Genomic DNA, 26,921 nt, shown 5'->3' with positions numbered 1-26,921 from the left:
CTCGCTGCGCCGCGGCGACGGTTCCGTTACACGGCAAGTGCCTTTGGCGCGCGGCGGCCCGGCGCACTCAATCCGGATCTTTCGAAGGGGCATGCTCGCCGCCGGTGACCGTCGTCTTCTTGCCGCGCTGTTCGCGGGCATCGACGAAATGGACCATGACGAGAAGACCGCCGAGCGCCAGGAATGTCGCGGCCAGCCCTGCGAGGAACGTGCCGCTGGTCGTATCGACCTCGAGCATGATCAGCTTCCGGACCACGGCCAGGACGCCGATGACGATCACCGTGCGCACCTGCGCCAAGCGATGGTCGCCGAGCGCCATCTGGTGGATCGAATGGGCGAGTTCGAGCGCGATGATCGCGGCGAGAACCCGGTCGAAGAGCGTCTGGAAGGCGGAATATTCGAGCGGGTGCGACAGATCCAGGAGCGCCAGCCCCGTCGCCCGCAGGAAGCTCCAGAGCGCCAGCAGGACGACGCCGACCATCCCCAGCAGGAGAATATGGGCGACGATCCGCTCGAAGCGGAAATAGAGCCTGACGAGATGCATGGCCGGTCCGCCTGCACGAGGGTCGAAACGGGTTGCGGGTAGCGCCCCCGTCCAAAGCTGCCCCAATGCTGACGCTTTGTCCAATGTTCTGGACGCTCAGCCTGTCCAGATCATGCGCTTCTCGTAGATCGCGGCGGGAATGGCGAAACGGGTGTCGCCGCCGCAGGCTTCGGACTTTCCCGCCGGCTCGAAGCCAGACGCGACGTAGAAGGCGATTGCGCCGGTATTCGCCTCCTCGACCTCGATACGGACGCGTTCGGCACCGGGGAAACCGTCCTCGACCTCGGCCAGGAGTTCGCGCCCGATCCCTTGCCGCTGATAGTCGGGATGCACGTAAAGCTGATGCAGGACGACGAGCTTGCGCTCGGCCTCGAAGGCCGCAAAGGCCATGCCGCCGAGGCGAGTCCCGTCGTCGGCCACCAGGAACTCGGTGTTCAGCCGGGTCACGCGCGGCCGCAGCGCTTCGACCGAATGCCAAGAGCGGACGATCTCCGACACACGCTCCAGGCCATAGATGCCGTCATAGGTCGCATGCCATGTCTCGCCGAGCAGGAGGCTGACCGCCTCCAGGTCTCGGGTTCCGGCCGTGCGGACGAAGAAGGTCATTCGACGCCGAGCTTCTCTTTGACCAGCGCGTTGACCGCCTGCGGATTGGCCTTGCCGCCGGTCGCCTTCATCACCTGGCCGACGAACCAGCCGGCGAGCGAAGGCTTGGCCTTGGCCTGCTCGACCTTTTCCGGGTTGGCGGCGATCACCTCGTCGACGGCCTTTTCGATGGCGCCGGTGTCGGTCACCTGCTTCATGCCGCGGTTCTCGACGATCTCCTTCGGGTCGCCGCCTTCGGCCCAGACGATCTCGAAGAGGTCCTTGGCGATCTTGCCGGAGATCGTGCCGTCGCGCACGAGGTCCAGGACCGCACCGAGCTGATCGGCCGAAACCGGCGTCTTTTCAATGCTCAAGCCGAATTTGTTCAAGGCGCCCAGGAGATCGTTGATCACCCAATTCGCCGCCTGCTTGGCGTCGCGGCCCTTCGCCACCTTTTCGAAATAATCGGCGATCGCCTTTTCCGAGACGAGGATTGAAGCGTCGTAGGCCGAGAGGCCGGCATCTTGGATCAGCCGGGCCTTCTTGTCGTCCGGCAGTTCAGGCAACTCGGCGAGGAGCGCGTCGACATAGGCCTGGTCGAATTCCAGCGGCAGGAGATCCGGATCGGGAAAGTAGCGATAGTCGTGCGCGTCTTCCTTGGTTCGCATCGCCCGCGTCTCGCCCTTCACCGGGTCGAACAGCCGCGTCTCCTGGTCGATCACGCCGCCATCCTCGATGACGGCGATCTGGCGCCGCGCCTCCGATTCGATCGCCTGGCCGACGAAGCGGATCGAGTTGACGTTCTTGATCTCGCAGCGCGTGCCGAACGGGCCACCGGGGCGGCGCACGGACACGTTGACGTCGGCCCGCATCGAGCCCTCGTCCATGTTGCCGTCGCAGGTGCCGAGATAGCGGACGATCGTCCTCAGCTTGGTGAGAAAGGCCTTCGCCTCGTCGGCAGAGCGCATGTCCGGCTTCGACACGATCTCCATCAGCGCGACACCCGATCTGTTCAGGTCGACGAAGCTCATGGTCGGATGCTGGTCGTGCAACGACTTGCCCGCATCCTGCTCGAGATGCAACCGCTCGATGCCCACCTCGATGTCCTCGAACTCGCCCTTGGAGTCCGGCCCGACGGAGACGATCACGGTTCCCTCGCCGACGATCGGATCCTTGTACTGCGAGATCTGGTAGCCCTGCGGCAGGTCCGGATAGAAGTAGTTCTTGCGGTCGAACACCGAGCGATGGTGGATCTTCGCCTTCAGCCCGAGGCCGGTGCGGACCGCCTGGGCGACGCACTCCTCGTTGATGACCGGCAGCATGCCCGGCATCGCCGCATCGACCAGGCTGACATGGCTGTTCGGCTCGGCGCCGAAGCTGGTCGCCGCGCCGGAGAACAGCTTCGCCTCGGACTTCACTTGGGCATGCACCTCCATGCCCACGATGATCTCCCAGTCGCCGGTGGCGCCGGAGATGAAATCCTTCGGGTTTGGCGTGCGTGTGTCGACGAGGGTCATGGGCGGAAAGCTTCTCGATTTGCGCGTTTCGGTTTTGGCTAGAGCAAAGCCGGCAGGGGTTCAAGCGCATGTGGGCTCTGCATGGGCTGAACCGGCGCGGGGCATCGCTACTCGCTCGACCGGCACCATGTGATAGATTGCGTGCGTTATTCCAAGGAGCGGTCGATGAGCGCTTTCGCTGAAACCATTTTGCCGGCGGATCTGCCGACCGATTTGACGGTCGAGGCATTCTTCGACTGGCTGGAGAGGCAGGAGCGGCATTTTGAGCTGGTGGAGGGAACACCGCTGATGCTGCCCAACGTCAGGCGCTCGCACGCCCGCATTGTCAGCAATATCGACCGCATGCTGCAGCGAGCGCTCGATCCTGATCGATACCTTGTCACGCAGGGTGACTTTGCCATCCGCACCGGGCCGCGCTCAATCCGCTATGCTGACATATTCGTCGACGAAGCTTCCGACGACCTCGCTGCGCGCACTACGGATCGCGCCATACTCATCGTCGAGGTTCTTTCGGATTCCACTGCGCCGAACGACTTCGGCCCCAAGCGGCTCGAGTATCAGACGCTACCGAACCTCCAGACCTATCTGATCGTAGACCAGGATAAGCCCTGCCTTTGGGCATGGCTCCGACGAAACGGCACTTGGGAGGAAACTCCGGCGATCCTCACGACAGGAACGATTGCGGTGGAGTCATTGCAGATCTCGTTGCCGCTCCCGGAGATTTACCGGAATATCTTCAAGCTTTCCTAGGAGTCGTACCCGTCCGATGCGCATCCCCGGCTGAGAGCCGCTCACGCCACCTTCACCCGCGATGCGGTCGCGCTCTTCAAGGACTCTTCAGGATCTGCAGCGCGGGGTGACTCGCAACGAAGCCCCGGCGCCGGCCTGTCGGATCAGCTGGCAAACCGACTGGAACCGACCGGCCGGGGAGCGGCTCAACTGGCTTGTGTCCCGCCGAGGGCCCGCCTGATCTCCGCGAATTCCTCGTCGAGCGTCCCTGTCGCGGGCGGGCGTCCGGCGCGCCGATACCAGTAGGCGGCATTGCCGGGATCGCCCTCCACGCGGTGGAGATGAGCGTGGATCCAGGCAGCGTCCGCCGACGGATCGTCCTGAACGATCGCGTGGGCCGCGTCCCAGTCCCCGTCCGCAAGCCGGTCGAGCGCCAGTCTCAGATCATCCGCCATCGCATCCTCATACGGCTTTCGCCCGATTTACATGGGTTCCGCCACACGGGCCCTCAAGCGCCGCCGCAGAAATGCTGCGAACCCGGCGGCGTCCAGGTCTCGTCCGTCCGCTCGTTGGTCGGACAGGCAGTGATCGAGACGGGCTGATCAGCCGACCACGAGCTGGTCGCGACCGCGGGCCTTGGCGCGGTAGAGATTGCCGTCGGCGCGGGAGTAGAGATCGACGAAGCCCGTGTCGCTCGCGCCCAATTCGGAAAGACCGATGCTCAGCGTCAGGACATCGGGCCCCAGCAGCCGGTCGACCGACAGCCGCGCCGCCTGCCGGATCCGCTCGGCGATCTCGCTCGCCAGCGCCGCCTCCGTGCCGGGCAGGAGAACGCAGAACTCGTCGCCTCCCATCCGGACGGCCTGGTCGACCCGTCGCACGCTTTCCCGCAATGCGTCGGCGACGATGATCAGCGCCTGATCCCCGAAGAGATGCCCGTGCATGTCGTTCAGCGACTTGAACCGGTCGATGTCGATGACGAGCAGCGACATCGCCTCGCCCCGGCGCTTTGCCGCTTCGACCATCTTGACGCCCTGGTCGGAAAGCCAGTGACGGTTTCGCAGCCCCGTCAGCGGATCGGTGGTCGCACGCGATTGAAGCTCCCCCACCGTCTCGTCGAGCGACAACACGGTCGACTGGACGCTCGCCATCAACCGGCCTGCAGCATCACGATAATTCGTCGGCAGAGCCGGCCGCCGGCGCTCTGCCGAATAACCGTCGAGCGCGGCCGTGGACTGGACGACGGGAGCGAGCATTCCGGCGACGCCGGCAAACGTCAGTGCGGTACCGATGAGCGTCGCGACGAGAGCGACGCCCAGGATCGGGAGCGAGTCGCGCATCTCGCCCCGCAGAACGAGCCACAACACGATCGAGACGAGAGGAACGTGGGTTCCCACGAAGCAGATGGCCAGGATCTTTCCGACATAGGACTTCGGCCAACCGACGCCCTGCATGAACGCATACAACCGCACAGAGATTCTCCCTTTCCCAGCCCCGCCGATACTAGGAAGACAACGGATCGAATACGGCATGATCCGCACTCGCATGCCGGCATGGTTGACGATGTGCTAACAATTGGTGCGACATCAGCAGTCTTCCCTCCTCGATCGGTAGGCCGATTCGGGCGGGAGACACGGCACCGATGGCGGAAATTCGGCAAACATCGATACGATCAACGGGATTCCCTTCGCGCGCCCGCTGGGTCGGAGCGGACATGCGCCACAGTCGGGCCGAATTCGACTGAATCGGAGGCATCATGTCCGCTATTTGCTGTCGATCGATGGCACCACTCGCCAAGGCTTTCGATGCGCCTTGAAGCTCCGCCAGACGCTAGCCGCGATTTGTTAAGGCGATACAACGAAAGGACGCAGTGCGGCGGTGACGCTCGACTGATGGGGTGGCGAGGACGGCACCCTTGCCCAAGAATTCAAATCGCTGCCGCATAGCAGCTTGGGCCGGCAAAGCTTGACCTGCATCGATGCAAGACGTTTTTGCGTCGTCGGGAACCAATCCATTCCGCACGACTTTGTGATACCAAAAGGAAGGTTCCAGATGGCCCCGTCCTCGCCCAAGATCATCATTGTCGAAGACGATCCGATCGTTGCGCTCGGGCTCGAGTCATTGCTGACCTGCCACGGCTATACCATTGCCGGAATTGCGGAAGATCTGGAGGAAGCACTGAAGATCGTGCGCTCCGGTGACGTCGACATTGCGATCATCGATATCCACTTGGCGCGCGGACCTGACGGCGTCTGTGTGGCGGAGGTCCTGCGCCAGCAGCACGACATCCCCGCCCTGTTCGTCAGCGGCGGGATCGAGCCGGACGACGAGGTAAGGGCACTCCGGTCCAGACCGATCGGATTCATCGACAAGCCCTTTGCCGAGACCTGGCTGCTGGGAGCGCTGCGCGCAGCCGACGCGATGCGAAAGCGCGGCGTCGCGATCTAGGCACTTTGGTTCCCGCGGTATTGACGAGCGGCCACGTCGACCACTCGGCGCGTTGCGTCGGCCCTCGATAGCCTCGGCCGCGGTCGTTTCTTCCTCAGTCTGCGAACTGGAATGCCGAAAAGCGCTCGAGTTCGGCATCGATCGCAGCGCGCTCGCCGGCCGAGACGGCGCCAGCGACATCGGTCCATTGCCGAATGAGAAGCTCGCCTTTCGCGCGATCTGCCTTCAGGTCGAGAGCCGCAACGATTCTGTCCCCCAGAAGCACCGGCAGGGCGAAATAGCCGTAGACGCGCTTGTTCCGCGGTACATAGGCCTCGAAGCGATGCTCGTAGCCGAAGAAAAGCTTCAGCCGCTTGCGCTGGATGATCAGCGGGTCGAAGGGCGAGAGGATGTGGACGAGCGGCTCGCCGGCCTCAGGAAGCGCATCTAGCGTCTCCGGCGCCGCCCAGTGCTCGCCGGCCTCGCCATCCTCGATCGTGACGGGGACAAGCATTCGCCGCTTCATCCTGGCCTCGATGTGTTCGCGTACCGCCGGCTTCCGTTTGGCGTCGAGATGGCAGATGGAGTCGAGGCTGACGATGCCCTGCGCCTTCAGCGCGCGGTCCAGCACATAGTCGTTCACCTGCCGCTCGGTCGCTTGACGCGGACGGTTTTCCCAGCCGAAATGGCGCTCGGTCAGCTCATAGGTCTTCACCATGCCGGCGCGCGCGCTGATCGTCAGCGTTCCCGAGTAGAAGGCGTGCTGGAGTGCGCGTTTCGACGGCTTTCGGCTAGCCCAGGGATGCTCCTTCTCGACGAGGACGTCGTCCTCGATGTCGCGGATCGAGAGCGGCCCTTCCTTTCGGATCAGTCGCAAGACCTTGTTCATGTCTGCCGGCGTCACAGTCCCGAACCAGGAGGACGGCGCCGCCTTGTGTCGCTTCATGGCCGGCATGAAGAAGCGGAAGTCCTGCGCCGGAATGTAGGACAGCGCATGGGTCCAGTATTCGAAGACGGACTTTTCCACGCTGTGGGCGTGTTGGAGATGGGCCCGGCTGTAGGTCGGAATGCGGTTCCAGAGGATGTGATGGTGGCAGCGCTCGACCACCGCGATCGTATCGATCTGCACATAGCCGAGATGGGCGACCGCCGCAGCGGTGGCCTCGGGGCCCTCCCCGAAAGGCTCACGGGAATCGAGCCGCTGCGCCCGTAGCCATATCCGCCGGGCCTGCTCTCTGGTGATGTGGAAGGGCTTCAAGGGTCGGGATGGCATGGCGCGCGGTTTATAGCAGCCCGGCGCGAAAAGTCAGGCATCGCCGGTCACGAGAAGCAGGATCGCTACGGCTGACGTCATGGAGCTGCCCGGGGCACGGGAGCCAAAGCCTCCTGCCGAACGTTGTTCGCGATAAGGGACCCCGATCCGATTCAGGAATGATCTCATGACTTTATTCCCCAAGGCAGCGGCTCTTGCCGGCCTCGCCCTCCTCTCCTCCACCACGATGTCGGCCGCACAGCAATCTCCGACCCCGGGCACACCGGCACCGGAGGCGCCGCTGACCCAGATCCCGGAAGTTCCCGCACCCGGCCCCGATTCGAGCGCGCCGCCGACTCCGGACGCCTCGCCGATGGGCGATCCCTGCGCCGCGCAGCCGGGAGGCGCGGCGACCGGCCAGGATCTGTCGGGAAAGCTGGCGGATTGTTCCGGCGTGCTGACGCCCCCGGCGACGAACGATCCCGAGATCCAGGCTCCGGCGCCCGATCCCACCCCTGAAACCACGCCGGTCATCCCGCCGAGCAGCGTGCCGGACCAGCCGCAGGCGAAGTAAGGCGTGCGAGGCAGCCGCGGCGATATCGCGCCGGGCTGCCGAAACCTGCAAATGCTGGACGCCTCGGGCCTATTGTGGCGCGGGCTCTCTCCCGAGATCCGGCAGCGCCCGTTCGATCCGCTCGCGCATCGGTTCGAACTGCGCCGGCAGCTTCAGGGACGTGCCGAGCCCATCCGCTGGCTCGTCGACGGAGAAGCCGGGAGCATCGGTGGCGATCTCGAAGAGGATGTGTCCGGGTTCGCGGAAATAGACCGAGCGGAAGTAGTTGCGATCCTTCTGCTCGGTCGTCTCGATGCCGTGGTTCTCCTTCAGCCGCTTCACCATCTCGGCCTGCTCGGCATCGTCCCTGGCGCGAAAGGCGACATGGTGGACAGAGCCGCCGCCGACACGCGGCTTCAGGAAACCCCCGACCGCACGGATATCGACGACGCCGCCGACCGGCGTGCCGGGCAGGACATAGCGCGTCGTCGAGTCCTCCTTCCCACTCTCACGGAAGCCGAAGATGTCGGTGAGGATCGCGCCGGTCGCGCCCGCCTCCTCCAGAAGCAGGCTGACCCCTTGCATCCCGCGCAGCGCGTGCTCGGCCGGGATCGTGCCGTCGCTCCAGCCGGGCTCGGCCTCGGCGCCCGGCACAGCGACGAGTGCCAGCCGCGTGCCGTCCGGGTCCTTGAAGGAGCAGACGGTCTCCCCGAAACGCTTTTCCGGCGCCTGATGGTCGACGCCCTTCTCGATGAAGCGGTGCGCCCAAAAGCCCATCGCCGCTTCCGGCACCCGGAACACCGTCTCCTGCGTCTCGCCGACGCCGAGCCGTCCGGCCGCGACATGCTCCCAGGGAAAGAAGGTCAGGATCGTCCCGGGCCGCCCGGCCTCGTCACCGTAATAGAGGTGATAGGTGCCGGGATCGTCAAAATTGACGGTCGTCTTGACCAGCCGCATTCCCAGGACCCGGGTGTAGAAGTCGTGATTGCGCGCGGCCGGACCGCCGATCGCCGTGACATGGTGGATGCCGTTGCTCATGGTGCTCCGTCCCTTGCTGTCCCCGCAAGCTCCGCTGCGCTGCCGCCGTCGTCAAGCCAGATAGGCACCGCCCTGCCCGTGTGGAACGCGAGCGACGGATTGTCTTCGCCCGGCGCCCCAATCCGGCTCGGTCCACCGTGTTGGTCCCGGCGGCCGAACGGCACGGCCGTAACGATACGGCCCGGGCGATGAGTGCCCGGGCCGTATCGATCTGTTCTTGTCGATTCTGCGGGCTTTGCCGGATCAGGCCTTCGCGGTCCCCATGATTCCGGCTTCGGCGATGATGTGGTCGCGGGCGCGATCCCAAACGGTCGCCGCATCCGGGACATCTTCGAGGATCGGGAGTTCGGCGATGTCGAGCGCCGCAAGGCGGAAGCGGTAGCTGTGCTCGCTGTCGCTCGGATGCGGGCCGTCGTAGCGCGGCTCGCCAAAGTCGTTGACCGCGTGCGGCAGATCCTCGGTCCGGGCGCCGGAAGAACGTCCTGGAGCGAGATGCCGGCGATCGGCAGGAATGTTGAAGATTGCCCAGTGCCGATGCGCTTTATCGGCGGTTGTCACGTCCTCCATCAACAGGACGTAGCTCAGCGTCCCGCCCGGAGGATCGGTCCATTCGAGCTGCGGCGAGAGATTGTCGCCGGTCTTCAGGTGGCGGGGCGGGATCTTGTCCCCGTCTTTGAAATCCGGGCTGGAGAGCAGGAAGGCCATGGTCGTCTCCGTATTGCTTGGCTTCGGGCCTTTTGCGGCCCTTCGCCCAACCAACCATGTGCCGCCATCAGGGTTCCGGGACGGGCCGTTAGCCGCCTTGCGGGCGGGGCTCCCGTGCCGCCCGTCTCACATGGTCGCGCCGATCTGCCAGGGCACGAATTCGTAGTCGCCGAGCCCCTGCGCCTCCGACTTCGACATCTCGCCCGAGGCGACCTTCAGCAGGAGTTCGTAGATCTCGCGGCCGGACTGCTCGATCGACAGCCCTTCGGAGACGATGCGGCCGGCATCGACGTCCATGTCCTCGGTCATGCGCCGGTACATCTCGGTGTTGGTCGCGATCTTGATCGACGGGGCCGGCTTGAAGCCCGCGGCCGAGCCGCGCCCGGTGGTGAAGGCGACGAGATTGCAGCCCGACGCGATCTGCCCGGTGACCGAGGCCGGGTCGTAGCCGGGCGAATCCATGAAGACGAAGCCTCGCTCGGTGATCGGCTCGCCGTAGCGGTAGACGCCGTTGAGCGGGCTCGTGCCGCCCTTCGCCGCCGCGCCGAGCGACTTTTCCAGGATCGTCGTCAGCCCGCCCTTCTTGTTGCCGGGCGAGGGATTGTTGTCCATCGAGCCCTTGTTGCGAGCGGTATAATCCTCCCACCACTCGATCAGCCTGACGAGCTTGCGGCCGGTCTTTTCGTCCTTGGCGCGGCGGGTGAGAAGGTGCTCGGCGCCGTAGATCTCCGGCGTCTCGGCGAGGACGCCGGTGCCGCCCTGCGCCACCAGGAGGTCGCAGGCATAGCCGAGCGCCGGGTTAGCAGTAATGCCGGACCAGGCGTCCGACCCGCCGCACTGCAGGCCGACCATGATCTCCGAGGCCGGGCACGGCTCCCGCCGCGCCTCGTTGGCGATCGGCAGCATCCCCCGGATCTTCTCGATCCCGACCTCGACCGTCCGGCGCAGGCCGGCGACGTCCTGGATGTTCATCGCCTGGAACATCGGGCCCTTCTCGATGCCATAGGCTTCGAGCAGCCAGTCGATCTGGTTCACCTCGCAGCCGAGCCCGACCATCAGCACGCCGGCGACGTTCGGGTGGCGGGCATAGCCCCACATCACGCGCTGCAGCGCCTCGAAGCCCTCGCCGTCTCCGCCCATGCCACAGCCCGTGCCGTGGACATAGGCGGTAACGTTGTCGACGTTCGGATAGGCCGCGAGCTCCTCGGGGCCGAAGGCCTCGGCGATCTTGCGGGCCGCCGTCGCCGAGCAGTTGACCGAGGTGATCACCGCGATCGTGTTGCGCGTGCCGACCGTGCCGTTCTTGCGGCGATAGCCCATGAAGGTGTCGCGGTTCGCCTCCGGCACCATGGTGACCGGACGCAGATCGGTCGAGAAGTCGTAGTCATGCGCGGTGCCGCGGAACTCGACATTGTGCGTATGGACATGGCTGCCGGCGGGAATGTCCTCTGCGGCATATCCGATGACCTGGGCGTATTTCACCACCTTCTCGCCCTTGGCGATCGCCCGGCTCGCGATCTTGTGGCCGCGCGGAACCAGCGACTGCGTGAAGACGGTCTCGACCTCCGCCCCGGTCTCCAGCGTCTTCAGCGCCGTCACGACGTTGTCGGACGGATCGAGGCGGACGGCATTCGTGGACATATCGTCTTAATCCCAAGGTCGAAGCTTGCGTCGGCGGGCGCAAAGCCCGGGTTATTTCAAGCGCTTTCCATCGCATGAAACCGGATCGCGGCGAAACGAGGTTCGTGCTTTTCCGGCCCAGCGGGATCATCGGCATTGCGCTTCCGGCTCGAGCCAATATGATGGCCCGAAAAACAGCGTATACATTGGGGAGGAGAAACATGAAATACAATCGTCTGAGGGCCTGTCTGGCCGCAACCACCGCCGTGGCCGTCCTGTATGCGCTGCCGGCATCCGCCGAGACCGTTCTGAAATGGGCCCATGTCTACGAGGCGAACGAGCCGTACAACACCTGCGCCGTCGCCGCGTCCGACAAGCTGAAGGAGGCCACCGACGGGCGCTATTCGATCGAGGTCTATCCGGCTTCCTCGCTCGGCAAGGAGACCGACATCAACGAGGGTCTCGGCCTCGGCACGGTCGACATCATCTATACCGGCCAGCTGTTTGCCGGCCGGGCCTACGGTCCGATCGCCATCGGCGGCGCGCCCTACATGTTCCGGGACTTCGACCATTGGGACAAGTACCGCAACTCCGACCTCTTCAAGGAACTCGCCGAGGGCTATGAGGAGGCCGCCGGCAACCACGTCACCTCGATGACCTATTATGGCGAGCGGCACGTCACCTCGAACAAGCCGATCCTCAAGCCCGAGGACATGGCCGGCCTGAAGATCCGCGTGCCGAATGCCCCGCTCTACGAGATGTTCCCCAAGGCGGTCGGCGCCAACCCGACCCCGATCGCCTTCGCCGAGGTATACCTTGCACTGCAGCAGGGAACCGTCGACGCGCAGGAGAACCCGCTCCCGACCATTCAGGCGAAGAAGTTCTACGAGGTCCAGAAGGACATCAACCTGACCGGCCACATCACCGACGCGCTTCTGACCATCGTTTCCGGCTCGGTGTGGGGTTCTTTGTCTGACGAGGACAAGCAGGCATTCGACAAGGTGCTCGACGACACCGCGGCCTGCGCGACCAGCCAGGTGATCCAGAACGAGAAGGACCTCGTCCAGTGGTTCAAGGACCAGGGCGTCCAGGTCAACGAGGTCGACCGCAAGCCCTTCCGCGACGCGACGGTCAAGCTCCACAACGGGCCGGACGCGACCTGGGACCAGGCGACCTACGACCGGCTGCAGGCGATCAAGTAGACCGCGGCTGATCGGTCGCTGATCGACGGGCGGCGGCTTCGGCCGTCGCCCCCCTCTCTTTCTTCCGGAGCCGCCGGCAATGCCGACCGACACCAAGAGCGCCCGTGGCGCGGAGCCGACGCCGGTCCGCCATGCGGACGAGGACCTGTCCGACCTGAAGCTGCTCGACGCGCCCGTTATCGTTTTCTTCTGGGCGCTGGCGGTCGTCGTCTTCCTGCAGTTCTTCACCCGCTACGTCCTCAACGATTCGCTCGGCTGGACCGAGGAGATCGCCCGCTACCTGTTGATCGGGGTGACGTTCATCGGCGCGGTTTCGGCGGTGCGCCGCGAGAGCCACATCGCGGTCGAACTCCTCTACACGCGCGTTTCCCGTAGCGTCCGGGTGGCGCTGCAGCTCTTTGTCGACGTCGTCTCGCTGGCCTTCTACGCCTATCTCACCTGGCTCTGCAGCCAGCTCGCCCAGAAGACGCTCCAGAAGATGACCTCGATCGACGTGCCGAAGTCGCTGATCTACTGGATCGTCGCCGCCTGTTTTGCGGGCATGACGATCTATCAGATCATCGTCTTCGCGCGGCACGTCAGAACCCGCACCAGCCGTCTCATCGATCCCGAATCCGCGACCACCACCGGTCCGAGCCTCTGACAGGGCGTCCCATCTCATGCTTCTCGCACTTCTCTTCGGGGTCCTGTTCGGCCTGATCATCCTCGGCGTGCCCGTCGCTATCGCGCTTGCCGGCGCCTCGACCATCTTCCTCCTCGTCGACGGCCATGTGCCGACGGTCGTCGTTGCGCACCGGATGATCAACGGCGTCGACTCCTTTCCGCTGCTCGCCGTGCCGTTCTTCATCCTCGCCGGCAATCTGATGAACACGGCGGGGATCACCGAGCGCATCTTCGACTTCGCCAAGTCGCTGGTCGGCTGGATGCGCGGCGGCCTCGGCCATGTGAACATCGGCGCCTCGGTCATCTTCGCCGGCATGTCGGGCGCCGCCGTCGCGGATGCCGGCGGCCTCGGCGCGATCGAGATCAAGGCGATGCGCGACGCTAACTACGAGCCGGGCTTTGCCGTTGGCATCACCGCGGCCTCCTCCACCATCGGACCGATCATCCCGCCGTCGCTGCCGATGGTGATCTACGGCGTCGTCGCCGGCGCCTCGATCGGCCAGCTCTTCGCCGCGGGTTTCGTTCCGGGCCTCCTGATGGCCGTCGCGCTGATGCTCATGGTCGCCGTCTACGCCCGCCGCCGCGGCTATCCGCGCGACCAGGCGTTCAGCGTCTCCGTCCTCGGCTCGTCCTTCCTGCGCGCCTTCCTGGCGCTGCTCACGCCCATCATCATCGTCGGCGGCATCCTGTCCGGCGCCTTCACCCCGACGGAGGCGGCGATCGCGGCCTGCGCCTGGGCGATGATCCTCGGCGTCCTCGTCTACCGCACGCTCACCTGGCGGCGCTTCCTGCGCGTTTCCATCGATACGATCGAGACGACAGCCGTCGTCCTCTTCATCGTCGGCGCGGCGGCGATCTTCGCCTGGATCCTCACCTCCAACCGCGTGCCGGAGCATTTCGCCGGCCTGATACTCGGCGTCTCCGAAAACTGGATCGTCGTCCTCCTGCTGATCAACCTGATCCTGCTCGTCGTCGGTTGCTTCATGGAGACGGTGGCGGCGATAACCATCCTCGTTCCCGTCCTCTTGCCCGTCGCCGAGAAGGTCGGCATCGACCCCGTGCATTTCGGCGTGATCCTGGTGCTGAACCTGATGATCGGCCTGCTGACGCCGCCGGTCGGCATGGTGCTCTACGTGCTTTCGCGCGTCTCCAAGGTGCCGTTCGAGCAATGCGTCTCGGCGACCGCGCCGTTCCTGATCCCGCTCTTCGTCGTCCTGGCGCTCGTCACCTTCGTGCCGGCGATCACCCTATGGCTGCCGACGCTCATCTACCGCTAGGATGGCTGCGGCAGCCCCCACACTGTCAATCTGAGGAGGAACGCATGTACAGATCCAAGCTCCTGCCCTTCGCGGCGTCGCTGGCGCTCGCCGCGGCCGCCGTGCCGGCGCTCGCCCAGGACGCCGACACCAGCGACAAGAACATCGCCCTGTCGAACAATTACGCCGGGAACTCCTGGCGCCAAGCGATGATCAAGAGCTGGCAGGACACGACCAGCAAGGCGGTTTCCGACGGCTTCGTCGCCTCGGCCGACGCCAACACCACCGCCGAGAATTCGGCGACCGAACAGGCCGCGCAGCTGCAGAACATGATCCTGCAGGGCTATGACGCGATCGTTCTCGACGCCGCCTCGCCGACCGCGCTCAACGGCGCCGTCAAGGAAGCCTGCGACGCCGGCATCAAGGTGATCTCCTTCGACGCGGTCGTCACGGAGCCCTGCGCCTGGCGGATCGCCGTGGACTTCAAGAAGATGGGCACCGACCAGATCGACTATCTCGCCAAGCGCTATCCCGACGGCGGTCAACTCCTGGAAATCCGCGGCCTGCCGGGTTCGTCGGTCGACGACGAGATCCACGCCGGCATTCTGGAGGGCATCAAGAACCATCCGAAATTCGAGATCGCCCGCGAGGTCGAGGGCGACTGGACGCAGACCGTGGCGCAGAAGGCGGTGGCGAGCGTCCTGCCGAGCCTGCCGGAGGTGGTCGGCGTCGTCACCCAGGGCGGCGACGGCTATGGCGCCGCGCAGGCCTTCGAAGCCGCCGGACGCAAGCTCCCGACGATCATCATGGGCAATCGCGACGACGAGCTGAAGTGGTGGAAGGAGCAGAAGGACAAGAACGGCTACGAGACCTTCTCGCAGTCGATCGCGCCGGGCGTCTCCACCCTCGGCTTCTGGGTCGCGCAGCAGGTCCTGGCCGGTGCCGACGTGCCGAAGGACCTGATGGTGCCGAGCCTTCGCATCGACCAGGACGGTCTCGAGAAGGGACTCGAGATGACGCCCGAGGGCGGCGTGACCAACAAGGAATACACCCAGGCCGAGGCGAAGGAGATCATCGCCGGCGGCAAGTAACAGGCCTCTCGCCGACCGGACCTGTCACGGCAGGCCGGTCCCCGCTTCCGGCCGGCGTCGTTCCTTATGGACGGCGCCGGCCCCGTCATGAATTCCAGTCGGTCCCATGTCATCCCCCGCTTCGAAAGAGCCGATCGTCGCGCTTCGCGGTGTCGCCAAATCCTTCGGCGCCGTCCGCGCGCTCGCCGGTGTCGACCTCGTCGTGCGTCCCGGCGAGTGCCTCGGCGTCGTCGGCCACAACGGCGCAGGCAAGTCGACCCTGATGCAGATCCTCGCGGGGACGCTGTCCCACGACGACGGCGAACTCGTTCTTTCTGGCCGGCGCGAAGCCGCATCCGGAGGATCGGTCGGAGATGCCCACTCGGCCGGCATCCGCTGCGTCTTTCAGGAACTGTCGCTCTGCCCGAACCTCACAGTGGCCGAGAACACCCGGCTGCGGCATGCCGCCATCTCCGGCGTCGGCTGGCGGAGGCGCGCGGCATCGCTCATCTGCGAGCGGCTGGACGCGATCTTCCCTGGCCACGGCATCCGGCCGGACGACGTCGTCGGCGACCTGTCGATCGGGCGCCGCCAGATGGTCGAGATCGCCGCCAATTTCACCGCCACCGACGCGCCGGCCGCTCTCGTCATCCTCGACGAGCCGACCTCATCGCTGGACCAGTCGGTCGCCGAGCAGCTCCTTGCCTATGTCCGCCGCTTCGTCGCGGACGGCGGCAGCATCATCCTCATCTCCCACATCCTGAGCGACGTCCTGTCGACCTGCGACCGGATCGCGGTGATGCGCGACGGCCGGATCGTCGACGAGAGGCCGGCCGACGGGTTCGATCGCGACAGCCTGGTCGCCGCCATGGGCCATGTCGCCGACCACGCGCCGTCGCCGGCCGCCGGCACCGCGGCGCATTCGGGGGAACGGCGCGGCGAGCCGCTGGTCAGGGCCCGGCCGCCGCGGCAGACCTCAGACATCGAACTCGAGCTCTATCCCGGCGAGATCGTGGGTCTCGCCGGTCTTGCCGGACATGGCCAGACCGCGCTCCTGCGCCTCGTCCAGAACGCCGCCGGTCGCCGCTCGCGCTTCGCCAAGGTTGCCGCCAAGGTCGCCTTCGTCGCTGGCGACCGCCAGGCCGACGGCGTCTTTCCGCTCTGGTCGATCGGCCAGAACGTCACCGCCCGATCTCTTCAGGCCCTTGCCCGTTTCGGCCTGATCGACAGGCGGCGCGAGAAGGAGATGGAAGAGAGCTGGCGCAAGGCACTGGAGATCCGCACGCCCGACATGGACGACAACATCCTGACGCTCTCCGGCGGCAATCAGCAGAAGGCGCTGTTTGCGCGGGCACTCGCATCCGACGCCGAGATCATCGCCATGGACGATCCGATGCGCGGCGTCGACGTCGGCACCAAGCGCGAGGTCTACGAGCGGATCCGCAGCGAGGCCGCAAGCGGCCGTGCCTTCCTCTGGTACACGACCGAGTTCGACGAACTCGTCAACTGCAGCCATGTCTACGTCTTCCGCAACGGCGAGATCGTCGCCGACCTTCCCGCCGGCGGGTTGAGCGAAGCGAAGGTCCTCTCCTCCTCCTTCGAGGGAGCGACGGCCTGATGAGCGTGCGTTTCGACCCGAAGATCCTGCGAGCTCTGGTCCCCGCGCTCTCCTTCGCGCTGCTCCTCGCCGCGATCTTCATCATCCAGCCGCGCACGATGAGCTATTTCGGGCTCAACCTGATGCTCAACCTCGCGCTGCCGATCGCCTTCGCGACCATCGCGCAGATGTTCATCCTGACGGTGAACGATCTCGACCTGTCGATCGGCGGCTTCGTCTCCATGGTCGCCTGCATCTCGGCGACCTGGCTCCACGACACGCCGCTCCTCGGCATCGCCGCGCTTCTCGGCTGCATTGCCGCCTATGCCGCCCTCGGCGCGCTGATCCATTTGCGCAACCTGCCCTCGATCGTCGTCACGCTCGGCATGTCCTTCGTGTGGACCGGCTGCGCGGTGCTCCTGTTGCCGAGCCCCGGCGGCGCCGCCCCGGACTGGCTCGCGGCGATCGTCAAGTTCCGCCTGCCCTTCGTGCCGCTGTCGATCCTCGCCTCGATCCTCCTCGGCGTCATCGTCCATTTCGCGCTGATGCGCTCGGCCGCGGGCGTCGTCCTCAGAGGCGCCGGCGGCAATCCGCAGGCGGTGGAGCGAGCCGGCTGGTCGCTCTTGCGGGCAAAGGTGACGATGTACGCGCTTGCCGGCCTGTTCGGCGTCATGAGCGGCATGATCCTCGTCGGCACCACGACATCGGCCGACGCCAATATCGCGCTGCGCTACACGCTCCTGTCGATCGCCGGCGTCATCCTCGGCGGCGGCGAATTCACCGGCGGCCGCGTCTCGCCGATCGGCGCCGTGCTCGGCGCGCTGACGCTCGCCCTCGTCGGCTCGCTCCTCTCCTTCCTCAGGATCGCGCCGGAGTGGCAGATCGGTGCGCAGGGGATCATCCTGATCCTCGTCCTGGCGCTGCGCTCGCTGGTCAACCGGCTGGAGGAGCATCAGGCATGACGACCCGCACCACGGCTTCCTCCCTCGCGCGGCTGACGCGGCGCGCGCCCTTCCTCTTCTCCTTCGTCGGAGCGCTCGCGATCCTTCTCGTGACGCTCGCCGCCAACGACTGGAACGGCGGCGAACAGATCATCGTCGCGGCGCTGACCTTCGGCTCATTCTATGCGATCGTCGGCATCGGCCAGATGTTCGTCATCACCACCGGCCCCGGCAATATCGACCTGTCGGTGCCGGCGACGATCGCGCTGACCGGCGCGGTCGCGATGAAGATCATGGGCGGCAGCGACGCGGCCATCCTGCTCGGCCTCGCCGCCGCGCTCGGCGCCGGCCTCCTGATCGGCAGTTTCAACTATCTTCTCATCCGCATGCTGCGGATCCCGCCGATCATCGCGACGCTCTCCTCGAGCTTCATCGTGCAATCACTGGCGATCGTCTACGGGCGCGGCCTCAGGCTGTCGCCGCCGCCGCTCCTCGCCCAGATCGCCACCGGCCGCATTGCGGGCGTGCCGATCATCGCCGTCCTGACGATCGGTCTCGCCATCGTCATGGCGATCGTCCTTCATCGCAGCGTCTACGGGCGCTCCGTGACCGCGATCGGACAGAACATGCGCGCCGCGGGCCTCGCCGGGATTCGCGTCGGGCGGGCGCGCTTTGCGACCTATGCGCTCTCGGCCTGCCTCGCCGCGCTTTGCGGGACCCTCCTCGCCGCCTTTTCCGGCGGCGCCTCGCTCAACATGGGCGAGGAGTATCTCCTCGCCTCGATCTCGGTCGTCGTCATCGGCGGCACTTCGGTCGCCGGCGGCTTCTCCAACGTCTCCGGCATCTGGGGCGCGGCGCTGTTCCTCTACCTCCTCGTCACCATGCTGAACACGCTCGGCGTCGGCTCCGGCCTCCGGCAGATCCTGACCGGCGCCATCATCGTCGCGGTGATCACTCTCGCCGGCAGCCGCAAAACCGGACGCGGCTGAGAGCACTCTTCTACACCGCCCGAGCCCCGGCCCCGCGACGCGCCAGAGCCGGGTTCCGGCCGCCGCGGGTCGCGCTTTGTTCCGGCCGATGCTGGCGTTTGAAGGCCGGGCGCTTACATTGCGCCCATGACGGAATTCGACGAATCAGCCCCCGCTCCCGCTCCCGCGCCGCGGCAGGGCGGCATCGCCGCGAGAGCCATGGCGGCCCGTGGCAGCACCGCTCCGGACTATCTCGCCGGCCTCAACGCCGAGCAGCGCGCCGCGGTGGAGACGACCGAGGGGCCGGTGCTGGTGCTGGCCGGCGCAGGCACCGGCAAGACGCGCGTGCTGACGACGCGCATCGCGCACATCCTCGCCACCGGCCGAGCCTATCCGAGCCAGATCCTCGCCGTGACCTTCACCAACAAGGCCGCGCGCGAGATGAAGACGCGCATCGGTCTCCTCGTCGGCGGCCAGGTCGAGGGCATGCCCTGGCTCGGCACCTTCCATGCGATCGGCGTGAAGCTCCTGCGCCGCCACGCCGAGCTCGCGGGGCTCAAGTCGAACTTCACCATCCTCGACACCGACGACCAGATCCGGCTGATCAAGCAGCTGATCCAGGCGGAAGGGCTCGACGACAAGCGTTGGCCGGCCCGCACCTTCGCCAACATGCTGGACGGCTGGAAGAACAAGGGCTGGGGTCCGAAGGACATCCCCGAGGGCGACGCGCGCGCCTTCGCCAACGGCAAGGGCCGCGAGCTGTTCGCCGCCTATCAGGCGCGGCTTCTCTCGCTCAATGCCTGCGACTTCGGCGACCTCCTCAATCACCCGATCGCGATCTTCAAGGCGCATCCTGACGTCCTCGCCGACTATCACCGGCGGTTCCGCTACATCCTCGTCGACGAGTACCAGGACACCAACACGGCGCAGTATCTCTGGCTGCGGCTTCTGGCGCAGCGGCCGAAGGCGTCGCGCGGCGCCGAAGCCTCGATCTCCCCCCTTGTGGGGCAGATCGACGCGTCACGCTCCGCCGATCTTTCGGCCGAAGGCCGCAAGGGCGACCGCCCGTCGGCCGGTCAGGCCGCGCCCGCGCAGGCCAGCGAGCGCTCGACCGTGAGCGCAAACCAACCCCAGCAGATAAATATCTGCTGCGTCGGCGACGACGACCAGTCGATCTATGGCTGGCGCGGAGCGGAGGTCGACAACATCCTGCGCTTCGAGAAGGATTTCCCGGGCGCCACCGTCATCCGGCTCGAGCGCAACTACCGCTCCACCGCCCACATCCTCGGCGCCGCCTCGCATCTCATCGCCCACAATGAGGATCGGCTCGGCAAGACCCTCTTCACCGACGCGGCCGATCCCGATGACCCCAAGGTCGAGGTCAATGCTGGCTGGGATTCGGAGGAGGAGGCGCGCGCCGTAGGCGAGGCGATCGAGGACCTGCAGCGGCGCGAGAACCACAATCTCAACGACATGGCGATCCTCGTGCGCGCATCCTTCCAGATGCGCGAGTTCGAGGACCGCTTCGTCACCATGGGGCTCAACTACCGGGTCATCGGCGGCCCGCGCTTCTACGAGCGCATGGAGGTGCGCGACGCGCTCGCCTATTTCCGCTGCGTGTGCCAGCCAGCCGACGACCTCGCCTTTGAGCGGATCGTCAACACGCCGAAGCGGGGCCTCGGCGATGCGACCATTCGCCTCCTCCACGACTATGCCCGCGCGCGCGCGATCCCGCTGATCGCCGCGGCGGCCGAGATGGTCGAGACGGAAGAGCTGAAGCCGAAGCCGCGCAACACGCTGCGCGCGCTCGTCGCCGACTTCCGGCGCTGGTCGGAGCTCCTGGCGACGACCAAGCACACCGAGCTTGCCGAGCAGATCCTGGAGGAATCCGGCTATACCGAGATGTGGCAGAACGACCGCTCGGCCGAGGCGCCGGGGCGGCTGGAGAACCTGAAGGAACTCGTCCGCTCAATGGAGCAGTACGAGTCGCTGCCGACCTTTCTCGAACATGTCGCGCTGGTCATGGACACCGAGCAGAATGCCGAGATGGACGCCGTCTCGATCATGACGCTGCACTCGGCCAAGGGGCTCGAATTCGAGACGGTGTTCCTGCCCGGCTGGGAGGAAGGCCTCTTCCCCCACCAGCGGGCCCTCGACGAGGGCGGACGCAGCGGCTTGGAAGAAGAGCGCCGCCTCGCCTATGTCGGCCTGACACGGGGCAAGCGCCGGGTGAAGATCTGGTTCGTCTCCAACCGCCGCATCCACGGCCTCTGGCAGTCGACCATCCCGTCCCGCTTCCTCGACGAGCTGCCGGAGCGCCACGTCGAGGTGATGGAGGCGAACACCTCCTATGGCGGCTATGGCGCCTCGCGCTGGGACGGTGGCAACGCCTTCAAGGAATCGGCCTATACGACGCCGGGCTGGCGGCGCGCCCAGGCGGCCGCGCAAGGCGGCCAGCCCGGCGCGGGCTTTGCGGACAATCGCGGGCGTTCAGGCGGCGACGGCTGGTCCGGTGGACGGACGCGCGAGATCAGCTATGACGACGACCGCGGCAAAGGCGGCAAGGGCGGCGGCAGCGGCTTTGCCGGGCGCATGAACGACGGCCCCGGGCCCCGCGCCGGCCGCGGCCACAACCAGCCGCCGAGAAAGGGCCTCGGCCTCTATTCCTCCGCCAGGCAAGGCGGCCCGCGCGAGATCGAGGGCGAACTTGTGGCCAAATCCGTCGCCACAGACCAGAGCCGCTTCGACAAGGGTGACCGGGTGTTCCACCTGAAATTCGGCAACGGCACGGTCGCGAGCGTCGAGGGCAACAAGCTCACGGTGGACTTCGACAAGGCGGGTCAGAAGCGCGTGCTGGAGGGGTTCGTCGAGGCGGTGTGAGGCGCGGGCACCGAGCGTCCAGATCCAAACTCGAAGGGCCGGCCTCGCACCCGTCCTCCGTGGCTGGCCGATGCCCGATGAGACAGCCAATCTCCCCCCTGGCGGGGAGATGCCCGGCAGGCAGAGGGGCGTCTCGGCACAGGCACCTCCGCAAGGCCCGCCAGACACTCCGAAACTGCCCCGCCTTGATCCCCGTCAAAGCGCCCTTCCCTTCGCCGCATAGGCTGTTGCCGTAACGCGAGGCCGCGGCTGCCCGGCGACAGTTGCCGGGTTTCCCGCGCGACCGCGATCCATGTCCGCGCCGGGTCTGTGCGCCGTGATGCGCCTGCAGTGCACTCGGCCGCTCGGCGCCCGCGAAAGGAGGCAGCCATGCTCGAAGACGTTCACCCGGCGCTGCGCCATGTCCGGCTGGAGCCGGTTTTGGACACCGGCCAACTGAGCGACCACCACTCCGATTACGACCTGATCGTGCCGCTCGCAGCGGACGGGCGGCTCGATGCGGACGGGCTGGCGAGCGAGGCGAACGCCGGGCGCGTGCGGCGCTTCGAAGAGGGCCTGACCGACGCCGTGGGCCGCTTTCAGCGCAAGGCGGACGGGCATTGGGTCTTCCATTACGACCAGCACCAGGACGATGATGACGAACTCGGCTTCGAGGTGGCGACCGAGCGCTTCGTCCCCGGCGAGATCGTCTCCGTCGTCCATCACGGTCGCGGCCACAGCTACCGCGTCGCCTTCGTCCGCCCCCTCGACTGAGCGCGGCTGGCCCCTCCTCCGCGCCGCCTCAGTTTCCGCGACACGGAAACGGGCGACAGCCGATCGTCCTAGCGATGGGCCGAAGTGTCCTGCCAGCCAAGGAACGACCAGCAGGCCGCCCCTTGTGCCACAGCCCCTCAGGCCGCTGCGACCAGATGGCCGCCGCCGACATCCTTCAACGGCAGGCGCGCCGGCTCGTCGCCGAGCTTGCGCACCGGGCTCGGAATGTCCCGGTCGAGCCGCGGAAAGGTGCCGCGCTTCTTTGCCGGGTCGGGGATCGGCACCGCCGCGATCAGCCGCTGGGTATAGGGGTGCTGCGGGTTCGAGAAGACCTGGTCGCGCGTGCCCGTCTCGACGATCTGGCCGAGATACATCACCGCCACCCGGTCCGAGATGTTCTCCACCACCGCCATGTCGTGCGAGATGAAGAGATAGGCAATGCCGAAGTCGGCCTGCAGTTCGCGCAAGAGTTCGAGGACCCGCGCCTGCACCGAGACGTCGAGCGCCGAGACGCTCTCGTCGGCGATGATCAGCTTCGGGCGCAGCGCCAAGGCCCGCGCGATGCAGATGCGCTGGCGCTGGCCGCCGGAGAATTCGTGCGGATAGCGGCTCATCTGGTCGGGCGACAGGCCGACGCGCGAGAACAGGCCGGCGACGCGCTCGCGGCGTTCGGCGCCCGAGGCGATGCCGTGGATCAGCATCGGCTCGGCGACGAGATCGCCGACCGTCATGCGCGGATCGAGCGAGGCGAACGGGTCCTGGAAGATCATCTGGACGTCGCGGCGTAGCGACTTGGCGTCCTTCTTCGGAAGGCCCGCCATGTTGCGTCCGCCCACGATGATGTCGCCCTCATAGGGCACAAGCCCGGCCAACGCCTTGGCCGTCGTCGACTTGCCGCAGCCGGATTCGCCGACGAGCGACAGCGTCTCGCGCTCGCCGACGGAGAAGCTGACGCCTTCCACCGCATGCACGCGCCGGTCGACCCGGCCGAAGAAGCCGCCGTGAAGATCGAAGCGGACGGCGAGGTCGTGGACGGAGACGACCGGAATCGGCCCCGCATGCTCCCCGTCGGGGATCTCGCGCACCTTGGTCCCGACCCGGCCGGCGCCCGAGCCGATCCGCGGCACGGCAGCAAGGAGCTCCTGCGTATAGGCTTCGCGAGGCTCGGCGAAGATCCTCTCCGCCGGTCCGCTCTCGACCATGCGGCCGTGCCGCATGACGATGACGCGGGTCGCCATTTCGGCGACGACGCCCATGTCGTGGGTGATCAGGATGACCGCCGTGCCGAGATCGCGCTGCAGGTCACGCAGGAGTTCGAGCACCTCGCCCTGCACCGTCACATCGAGCGCCGTGGTCGGTTCGTCGGCGATCAGGACGTCGGGACGAAGCGCCAGCGCCATCGCGATCATCACGCGCTGGCGCATGCCGCCGGAGAGTTCGTGCGGATGCTGGTGCATCCGGCGTGCCGCCTCGGGGATGCGCACGGCGTCGAGGGCCGCGACCGCGCGGCGCTTCGCCTCCGTGGCCCCGACCGGCTCATGCGCCATGATCGCCTCGGTCAGCTGGCGCCCGATGGTCAGCACCGGGTTCAGCGAGGTCATCGGCTCCTGGAAGATCATGGCGACGCGCTTGCCGCGCACCTGCCGCATGCGGCCTTCCGAAAGCTGCGCAAGATCGTCCCGGCCGAGCAGGATCCGGCCCTTCCCGATCTTCGCCCCCGGCTTCGGCAACAGGCCCATGATCGCGAGCGCCGTCATCGACTTGCCGGACCCCGATTCGCCGGCGATGCAGAGCGTTTCGCCGCGCTGAAGCGTGAAGGAGAGGTCGGAGACGACGGGACGCGGGCCGTCCTCGCCGCCGACGACGACGGTGAGGCCGTCGACGCTCAGAACGGGCTCGTCGGCTTCGCCGCGCGCTTCTTCACGCGCGGCTCCTAGTTTGGAGAAGGCGGGCCGCGCCGTTTGCCCCTCACCGGCGCGGCCCGTTTCCGCAGCCGGCGTCATTCGAAGACGCAGCGCGGGAAGTAGAAGGAGACGACCCAGTTCGGCATGTCGACGATCTCCGAGATCCGAAGATCGCCGCAGGTCGAGACCAGCATATAGGCGTCGACCGGGTCCATCTGGTAGCGCCCGGCCAGGAGATCGACCATTTGCGCCACCGCCTCCTTGGCGCCGGTCATCAGGTCCGGTCCGACGCCGGTGGTCACCTCATAGCCCTTGGCGTCGAGATGCCGCGTTACCGGCCCCGCCGTCGTGAAGCGCGGCATCTTCAGCCGCGCATCCTTGACGAGATCGAGGGTCAGCACCGTCTTCATCGGGCTTTCGATCGCCGTGCCGCAGACCTCGCCATCGCCCTGCGCGGCGTGGGTGTCGCCGACGGAAAACAGCGCGCCGGCCACTTCCACCGGCAGGTAGAGCACGGTGCCCGCCGACAGATCCCGGATGTCAAGATTGCCCCCGACCCGCCGCGGCGGGACGATCGAGTGCAGGCCCGCCTCGGCCGGTGCATTGCCGATCGTGCCGCAGAACGGCTTCAGCGGCACCCTGCCCTCCTTGCCGAAGAGCGCCGGCTCGAGACTGTCCGGATCGTACTTCCAGACCGTCAGCGCCGGCTCCTTGAAGTCGTCGGCCAGCAGCCCGAAGCCCGGAATGTTCGCCGTCCAGCCGAAGCCCGACGGCACGAAGCTCTCGATCGTCACCTTCAGCGCGTCGCCGGGTTCGGCCCCCTCGACGAAGATTGGCCCGGTGACGGGATTGATCTTGCCGAAATCCATCGCCGCGACATCGGCGACGGTGGAATCCTTGGTGAGCTGGCCGGCGGACGAGTCCATGCACTCGAACTCGATCGTGGAACCGGGGGCGACGCGCGCCACCGGTTCAAAGGAATTGTCCCAGCCGAAATGATGCTGGCGGCCGTGGATCGTATAGTCGCAGTTACTGCACATCGTTCACATACACGTAGTCGTAGTTGATCGGGATGTGGACCGGGTCGACATAGAGGTTGTCGGCGCCGCCCATGCGTGGCGACTTCATGGTGAAGCGCTGCTCGTTGAAGATCGGGACCCAGGGCGCGTCGGCCATGACCTTGGCGTAGACGTCGCTCCACATCTTGTCGCGCTCGTCCTTCTTGGCGGGATCGACGATGGAGTCCGCCTTGGCCGCCTCCTTGTCGAGGTCCTCGTTGCAGTACCAGGACCAGTTCCAGCCGCCCGGCACGGCGCCGGCGCAGCCGAGAATCGGGCCGTAGAAGTTCGACGGGTCCGGGAAGTCGGCGATCCAGGCCATGCCGCCCGACCAGATCATCGGCGCCTGGTCCTTGGCGCCGCCGGCGGCGATCACATTGGCCTGGGCGAGCGCCTTGATGTCCGCCTTGATGCCGATCTCCGACAGGTCCTGCTGGATCGCCTGGGCGATGCGCGGGTTCGGATCGGTGTTCATGACGAAGAGCTCGGTCTCGAACCCGTCCGGGAAGCCGGCCTCGCCGAGCATTTCCTTGGCCTTCTCGGGATCGTATTTGTAGCCTTCGAAGCTCTTGTCGTAGCCCGGCATCGAGGGCGGCAGCGGCTGGTTCGCCGGGATCGCCCGGTTGTTGATCATCTGGACGATGCGGTCCTTGTTGATCGCCATGTTGACCGCCTCGCGCACTTCCTTCTTGTCGAAGGGCGGCATGGTGACGTTCATGGTGATGTAGCCGGTCTGCAGCTGGCCGCCCTCGACGACGCGGGCCTTCTGCTCGGGATCGCTCATCACCTCGCGGAACTTCGCCGGCGGGATGCCGTCGCCGGGGATGTCGACCTCGCCCTTCTGGAGACGGAGCAGCGCGACGATCGGCTCTTGGCCGATCTCAAAGGTGATCTTATCGAGATAGGGCACGCCGTCGCGCCAGTAGTCCTCGTTCTTCTGGAAGACCAGTTGCTGGCCGATCGTCCAGTCGGCGAGCTTGAAGGCGCCGGTGCCGACCGGGTGGTGGCCGAAGTCGGCGCCCCATTTCTCGACCGCCTCCTGCGGCACGACCGAAGCGAAGTTCAGCGCCATCACATGCAGGAAGGTCGCGTCCGGCCGTGACAGGGTGATCTTCACCGTCTGGGGATCGACGACCTCGACTCCCTTGAGGTGATCGGCCTTGCCGGCGGCCACGTCGTCATAGCCCTTGATCGAGCCGAAGAAGCCGGCGCCCGGCGACTGCGTCTTCGGATTGGTGACCCGGTCGAGCGAATATTTGACGTCGTCTGCCGTCATCTCACGGCCGTTGTGGAACTTGACCCCCTTCTTGAGATGGAAGGTGAAGACGGTCCCGTCCTCGGAGATGTCGTAGCTCTCGGCGAGCGCGGGCCGCAGCTCAGTGGTGCCCGGGACATAGTCCATCAGGGCATCGAACAGGCTCTTGATCATCGACCAGTTCTGCCAGTCGTAGCCGATCGCCGGATCGAGGGTCGAGACGTCGTCCTTGTAGGTGACGATGATGGAGCCGCCTTCCTTGGCGTCCGGATCCGGCTGATAGGAGCCCGCATCCGACGACGGCTTGGCGTCCTGGGCGTTTGCGGCCGGGGCGGCGAAGAGCGCGAACGCCAGCGCCGAGGCGGCGACGGTCGATGAGAGGAATGCTTTCATCTGAGAAGGAT

24 protein-coding genes are annotated in these 26,921 nt (G+C 66.4%); 12 read left to right on the top strand and 12 right to left on the bottom strand.

All coding sequences use genetic code 11. The features are described from left to right. Nucleotides 1–67: 67 nt before the first annotated feature. The 3 genes from LH400_RS20640 to gatB all read right to left on the bottom strand — a co-directional run bounded on the left by LH400_RS20640 (nucleotide 68) and on the right by gatB (nucleotide 2,646). Nucleotides 68–544, bottom strand: a complete 477-nt coding sequence (locus LH400_RS20640) for a phosphate-starvation-inducible PsiE family protein (protein WP_229155177.1) — start codon at nucleotides 542–544, stop codon at nucleotides 68–70. A gap of 96 nt (nucleotides 545–640) precedes the next feature. Continuing rightward, complete coding sequence (locus tag LH400_RS20635; protein WP_229155175.1) at nucleotides 641–1,150, bottom strand: GNAT family N-acetyltransferase; 510 nt, start codon at nucleotides 1,148–1,150, stop codon at nucleotides 641–643. After that, complete coding sequence (gene gatB / locus LH400_RS20630) at nucleotides 1,147–2,646, bottom strand: Asp-tRNA(Asn)/Glu-tRNA(Gln) amidotransferase subunit GatB (RefSeq protein ID WP_229155173.1); 1,500 nt, start codon at nucleotides 2,644–2,646, stop codon at nucleotides 1,147–1,149. The genes LH400_RS20635 and gatB overlap by 4 nt, the downstream gene beginning before the upstream one ends. Nucleotides 2,647–2,811: 165 nt before the next feature. Between gatB and LH400_RS20625 the strand changes: the two genes are divergently transcribed. After that, a complete protein-coding gene (locus LH400_RS20625; protein ID WP_229155171.1) occupies nucleotides 2,812–3,396 on the top strand; it encodes a Uma2 family endonuclease in 585 nt (194 codons plus the stop codon). 185 nt (nucleotides 3,397–3,581) lie between these two features. On the opposite strand, the gene LH400_RS20620 is transcribed toward LH400_RS20625, so the two are convergent. Beyond that, nucleotides 3,582–3,830 (bottom strand): hypothetical protein, encoded by a 249-nt coding sequence (locus LH400_RS20620; RefSeq protein ID WP_229155170.1) that lies wholly within the window; start codon nucleotides 3,828–3,830, stop codon nucleotides 3,582–3,584. A 147-nt stretch (nucleotides 3,831–3,977) separates the two neighbouring features. Next, a complete protein-coding gene (locus tag LH400_RS20615; RefSeq protein ID WP_229155168.1) occupies nucleotides 3,978–4,847 on the bottom strand; it encodes a GGDEF domain-containing protein in 870 nt (289 codons plus the stop codon). A 493-nt stretch (nucleotides 4,848–5,340) separates the two neighbouring features. Between LH400_RS20615 and LH400_RS20610 the strand changes: the two genes are divergently transcribed. Continuing rightward, complete coding sequence (locus LH400_RS20610) at nucleotides 5,341–5,823, top strand: response regulator (RefSeq protein WP_229155167.1); 483 nt, start codon at nucleotides 5,341–5,343, stop codon at nucleotides 5,821–5,823. A 94-nt stretch (nucleotides 5,824–5,917) separates the two neighbouring features. Here LH400_RS20610 and LH400_RS20605 read toward each other — a convergent pair whose 3' ends face one another. Further along, complete coding sequence (locus tag LH400_RS20605; RefSeq protein ID WP_229155166.1) at nucleotides 5,918–7,075, bottom strand: winged helix-turn-helix domain-containing protein; 1,158 nt, start codon at nucleotides 7,073–7,075, stop codon at nucleotides 5,918–5,920. Nucleotides 7,076–7,241: 166 nt separating this feature from the next. Here LH400_RS20605 and LH400_RS20600 point away from each other — a divergent pair, with 166 nt between their 5' ends. Beyond that, complete coding sequence (locus LH400_RS20600) at nucleotides 7,242–7,628, top strand: hypothetical protein (protein ID WP_229155164.1); 387 nt, start codon at nucleotides 7,242–7,244, stop codon at nucleotides 7,626–7,628. A 69-nt stretch (nucleotides 7,629–7,697) separates the two neighbouring features. Here LH400_RS20600 and LH400_RS20595 read toward each other — a convergent pair whose 3' ends face one another. The 3 genes from LH400_RS20595 to LH400_RS20585 all read right to left on the bottom strand — a co-directional run bounded on the left by LH400_RS20595 (nucleotide 7,698) and on the right by LH400_RS20585 (nucleotide 10,991). After that, entirely contained in the window at nucleotides 7,698–8,645 is a 948-nt protein-coding gene (locus LH400_RS20595) for a ring-cleaving dioxygenase (RefSeq protein WP_229155163.1), read from the bottom strand. A 243-nt stretch (nucleotides 8,646–8,888) separates the two neighbouring features. Further along, nucleotides 8,889–9,350: a YbhB/YbcL family Raf kinase inhibitor-like protein gene (locus LH400_RS20590; RefSeq protein WP_229155162.1), complete on the bottom strand. Its 462-nt coding sequence runs from the start codon at nucleotides 9,348–9,350 to the stop codon at nucleotides 8,889–8,891. Nucleotides 9,351–9,476: 126 nt separating this feature from the next. Beyond that, nucleotides 9,477–10,991, bottom strand: a complete 1,515-nt coding sequence (locus tag LH400_RS20585) for a UxaA family hydrolase (RefSeq protein ID WP_229155161.1) — start codon at nucleotides 10,989–10,991, stop codon at nucleotides 9,477–9,479. Between the two features lie 200 nt (nucleotides 10,992–11,191). Between LH400_RS20585 and LH400_RS20580 the strand changes: the two genes are divergently transcribed. The 9 genes from LH400_RS20580 (at nucleotide 11,192) to LH400_RS20540 (ending at nucleotide 22,300) form a co-directional block, all read left to right on the top strand. After that, nucleotides 11,192–12,172, top strand: coding sequence for a sialic acid TRAP transporter substrate-binding protein SiaP (locus LH400_RS20580; RefSeq protein WP_229155160.1), 981 nt, complete (start codon nucleotides 11,192–11,194; stop codon nucleotides 12,170–12,172). A gap of 79 nt (nucleotides 12,173–12,251) precedes the next feature. Next, nucleotides 12,252–12,815 (top strand): TRAP transporter small permease, encoded by a 564-nt coding sequence (locus LH400_RS20575; RefSeq protein WP_229155159.1) that lies wholly within the window; start codon nucleotides 12,252–12,254, stop codon nucleotides 12,813–12,815. A gap of 16 nt (nucleotides 12,816–12,831) precedes the next feature. Next, nucleotides 12,832–14,112 (top strand): TRAP transporter large permease, encoded by a 1,281-nt coding sequence (locus LH400_RS20570; protein ID WP_229155158.1) that lies wholly within the window; start codon nucleotides 12,832–12,834, stop codon nucleotides 14,110–14,112. 44 nt (nucleotides 14,113–14,156) lie between these two features. Next, nucleotides 14,157–15,182 (top strand): ABC transporter substrate-binding protein, encoded by a 1,026-nt coding sequence (locus LH400_RS20565; protein WP_229155156.1) that lies wholly within the window; start codon nucleotides 14,157–14,159, stop codon nucleotides 15,180–15,182. 106 nt (nucleotides 15,183–15,288) lie between these two features. After that, a complete protein-coding gene (locus LH400_RS20560) occupies nucleotides 15,289–16,779 on the top strand; it encodes a sugar ABC transporter ATP-binding protein (RefSeq protein WP_229155154.1) in 1,491 nt (496 codons plus the stop codon). Continuing rightward, on the top strand, nucleotides 16,779–17,720 hold the full coding sequence (locus LH400_RS20555; protein WP_229155153.1) for an ABC transporter permease: 942 nt from the start codon (nucleotides 16,779–16,781) through the stop codon (nucleotides 17,718–17,720). The genes LH400_RS20560 and LH400_RS20555 overlap by 1 nt, the downstream gene beginning before the upstream one ends. Continuing rightward, complete coding sequence (locus LH400_RS20550; protein ID WP_229155152.1) at nucleotides 17,717–18,688, top strand: ABC transporter permease; 972 nt, start codon at nucleotides 17,717–17,719, stop codon at nucleotides 18,686–18,688. Before LH400_RS20555 ends, LH400_RS20550 begins: the two co-directional genes overlap by 4 nt. 126 nt (nucleotides 18,689–18,814) lie before the next feature. Continuing rightward, nucleotides 18,815–21,547: an ATP-dependent helicase gene (locus LH400_RS20545; RefSeq protein ID WP_229155151.1), complete on the top strand. Its 2,733-nt coding sequence runs from the start codon at nucleotides 18,815–18,817 to the stop codon at nucleotides 21,545–21,547. A 369-nt stretch (nucleotides 21,548–21,916) separates the two neighbouring features. Continuing rightward, nucleotides 21,917–22,300 carry a hypothetical protein gene (locus LH400_RS20540; protein ID WP_229155150.1) on the top strand — a complete coding sequence of 128 codons (384 nt, stop codon included), beginning with the start codon at nucleotides 21,917–21,919 and terminating at the stop codon, nucleotides 22,298–22,300. 137 nt (nucleotides 22,301–22,437) lie between these two features. On the opposite strand, the gene LH400_RS20535 is transcribed toward LH400_RS20540, so the two are convergent. Genes LH400_RS20535 through LH400_RS20525 form a run of 3 tightly spaced genes read right to left on the bottom strand, consistent with a single transcriptional unit; the run spans nucleotide 22,438 to nucleotide 26,910 of the window. After that, entirely contained in the window at nucleotides 22,438–24,303 is a 1,866-nt protein-coding gene (locus LH400_RS20535) for an ABC transporter ATP-binding protein (protein ID WP_229155149.1), read from the bottom strand. After that, nucleotides 24,300–25,244 carry an acetamidase/formamidase family protein gene (locus LH400_RS20530; protein ID WP_229155148.1) on the bottom strand — a complete coding sequence of 315 codons (945 nt, stop codon included), beginning with the start codon at nucleotides 25,242–25,244 and terminating at the stop codon, nucleotides 24,300–24,302. Before LH400_RS20530 ends, LH400_RS20535 begins: the two co-directional genes overlap by 4 nt. Beyond that, nucleotides 25,234–26,910 (bottom strand): ABC transporter substrate-binding protein, encoded by a 1,677-nt coding sequence (locus LH400_RS20525; RefSeq protein ID WP_229155146.1) that lies wholly within the window; start codon nucleotides 26,908–26,910, stop codon nucleotides 25,234–25,236. The genes LH400_RS20530 and LH400_RS20525 overlap by 11 nt, the downstream gene beginning before the upstream one ends. Nucleotides 26,911–26,921 lie beyond the last annotated feature (11 nt).

It is taken from the genome of Jiella soli, from assembly GCF_020615385.1.
Lineage (GTDB): Bacteria > Pseudomonadota > Alphaproteobacteria > Rhizobiales > Rhizobiaceae > VKMB-3413.
The sequence above is the reverse complement of the archived record's forward strand: the minus strand, read 5'-3'. Positions and strand labels throughout refer to the sequence as shown.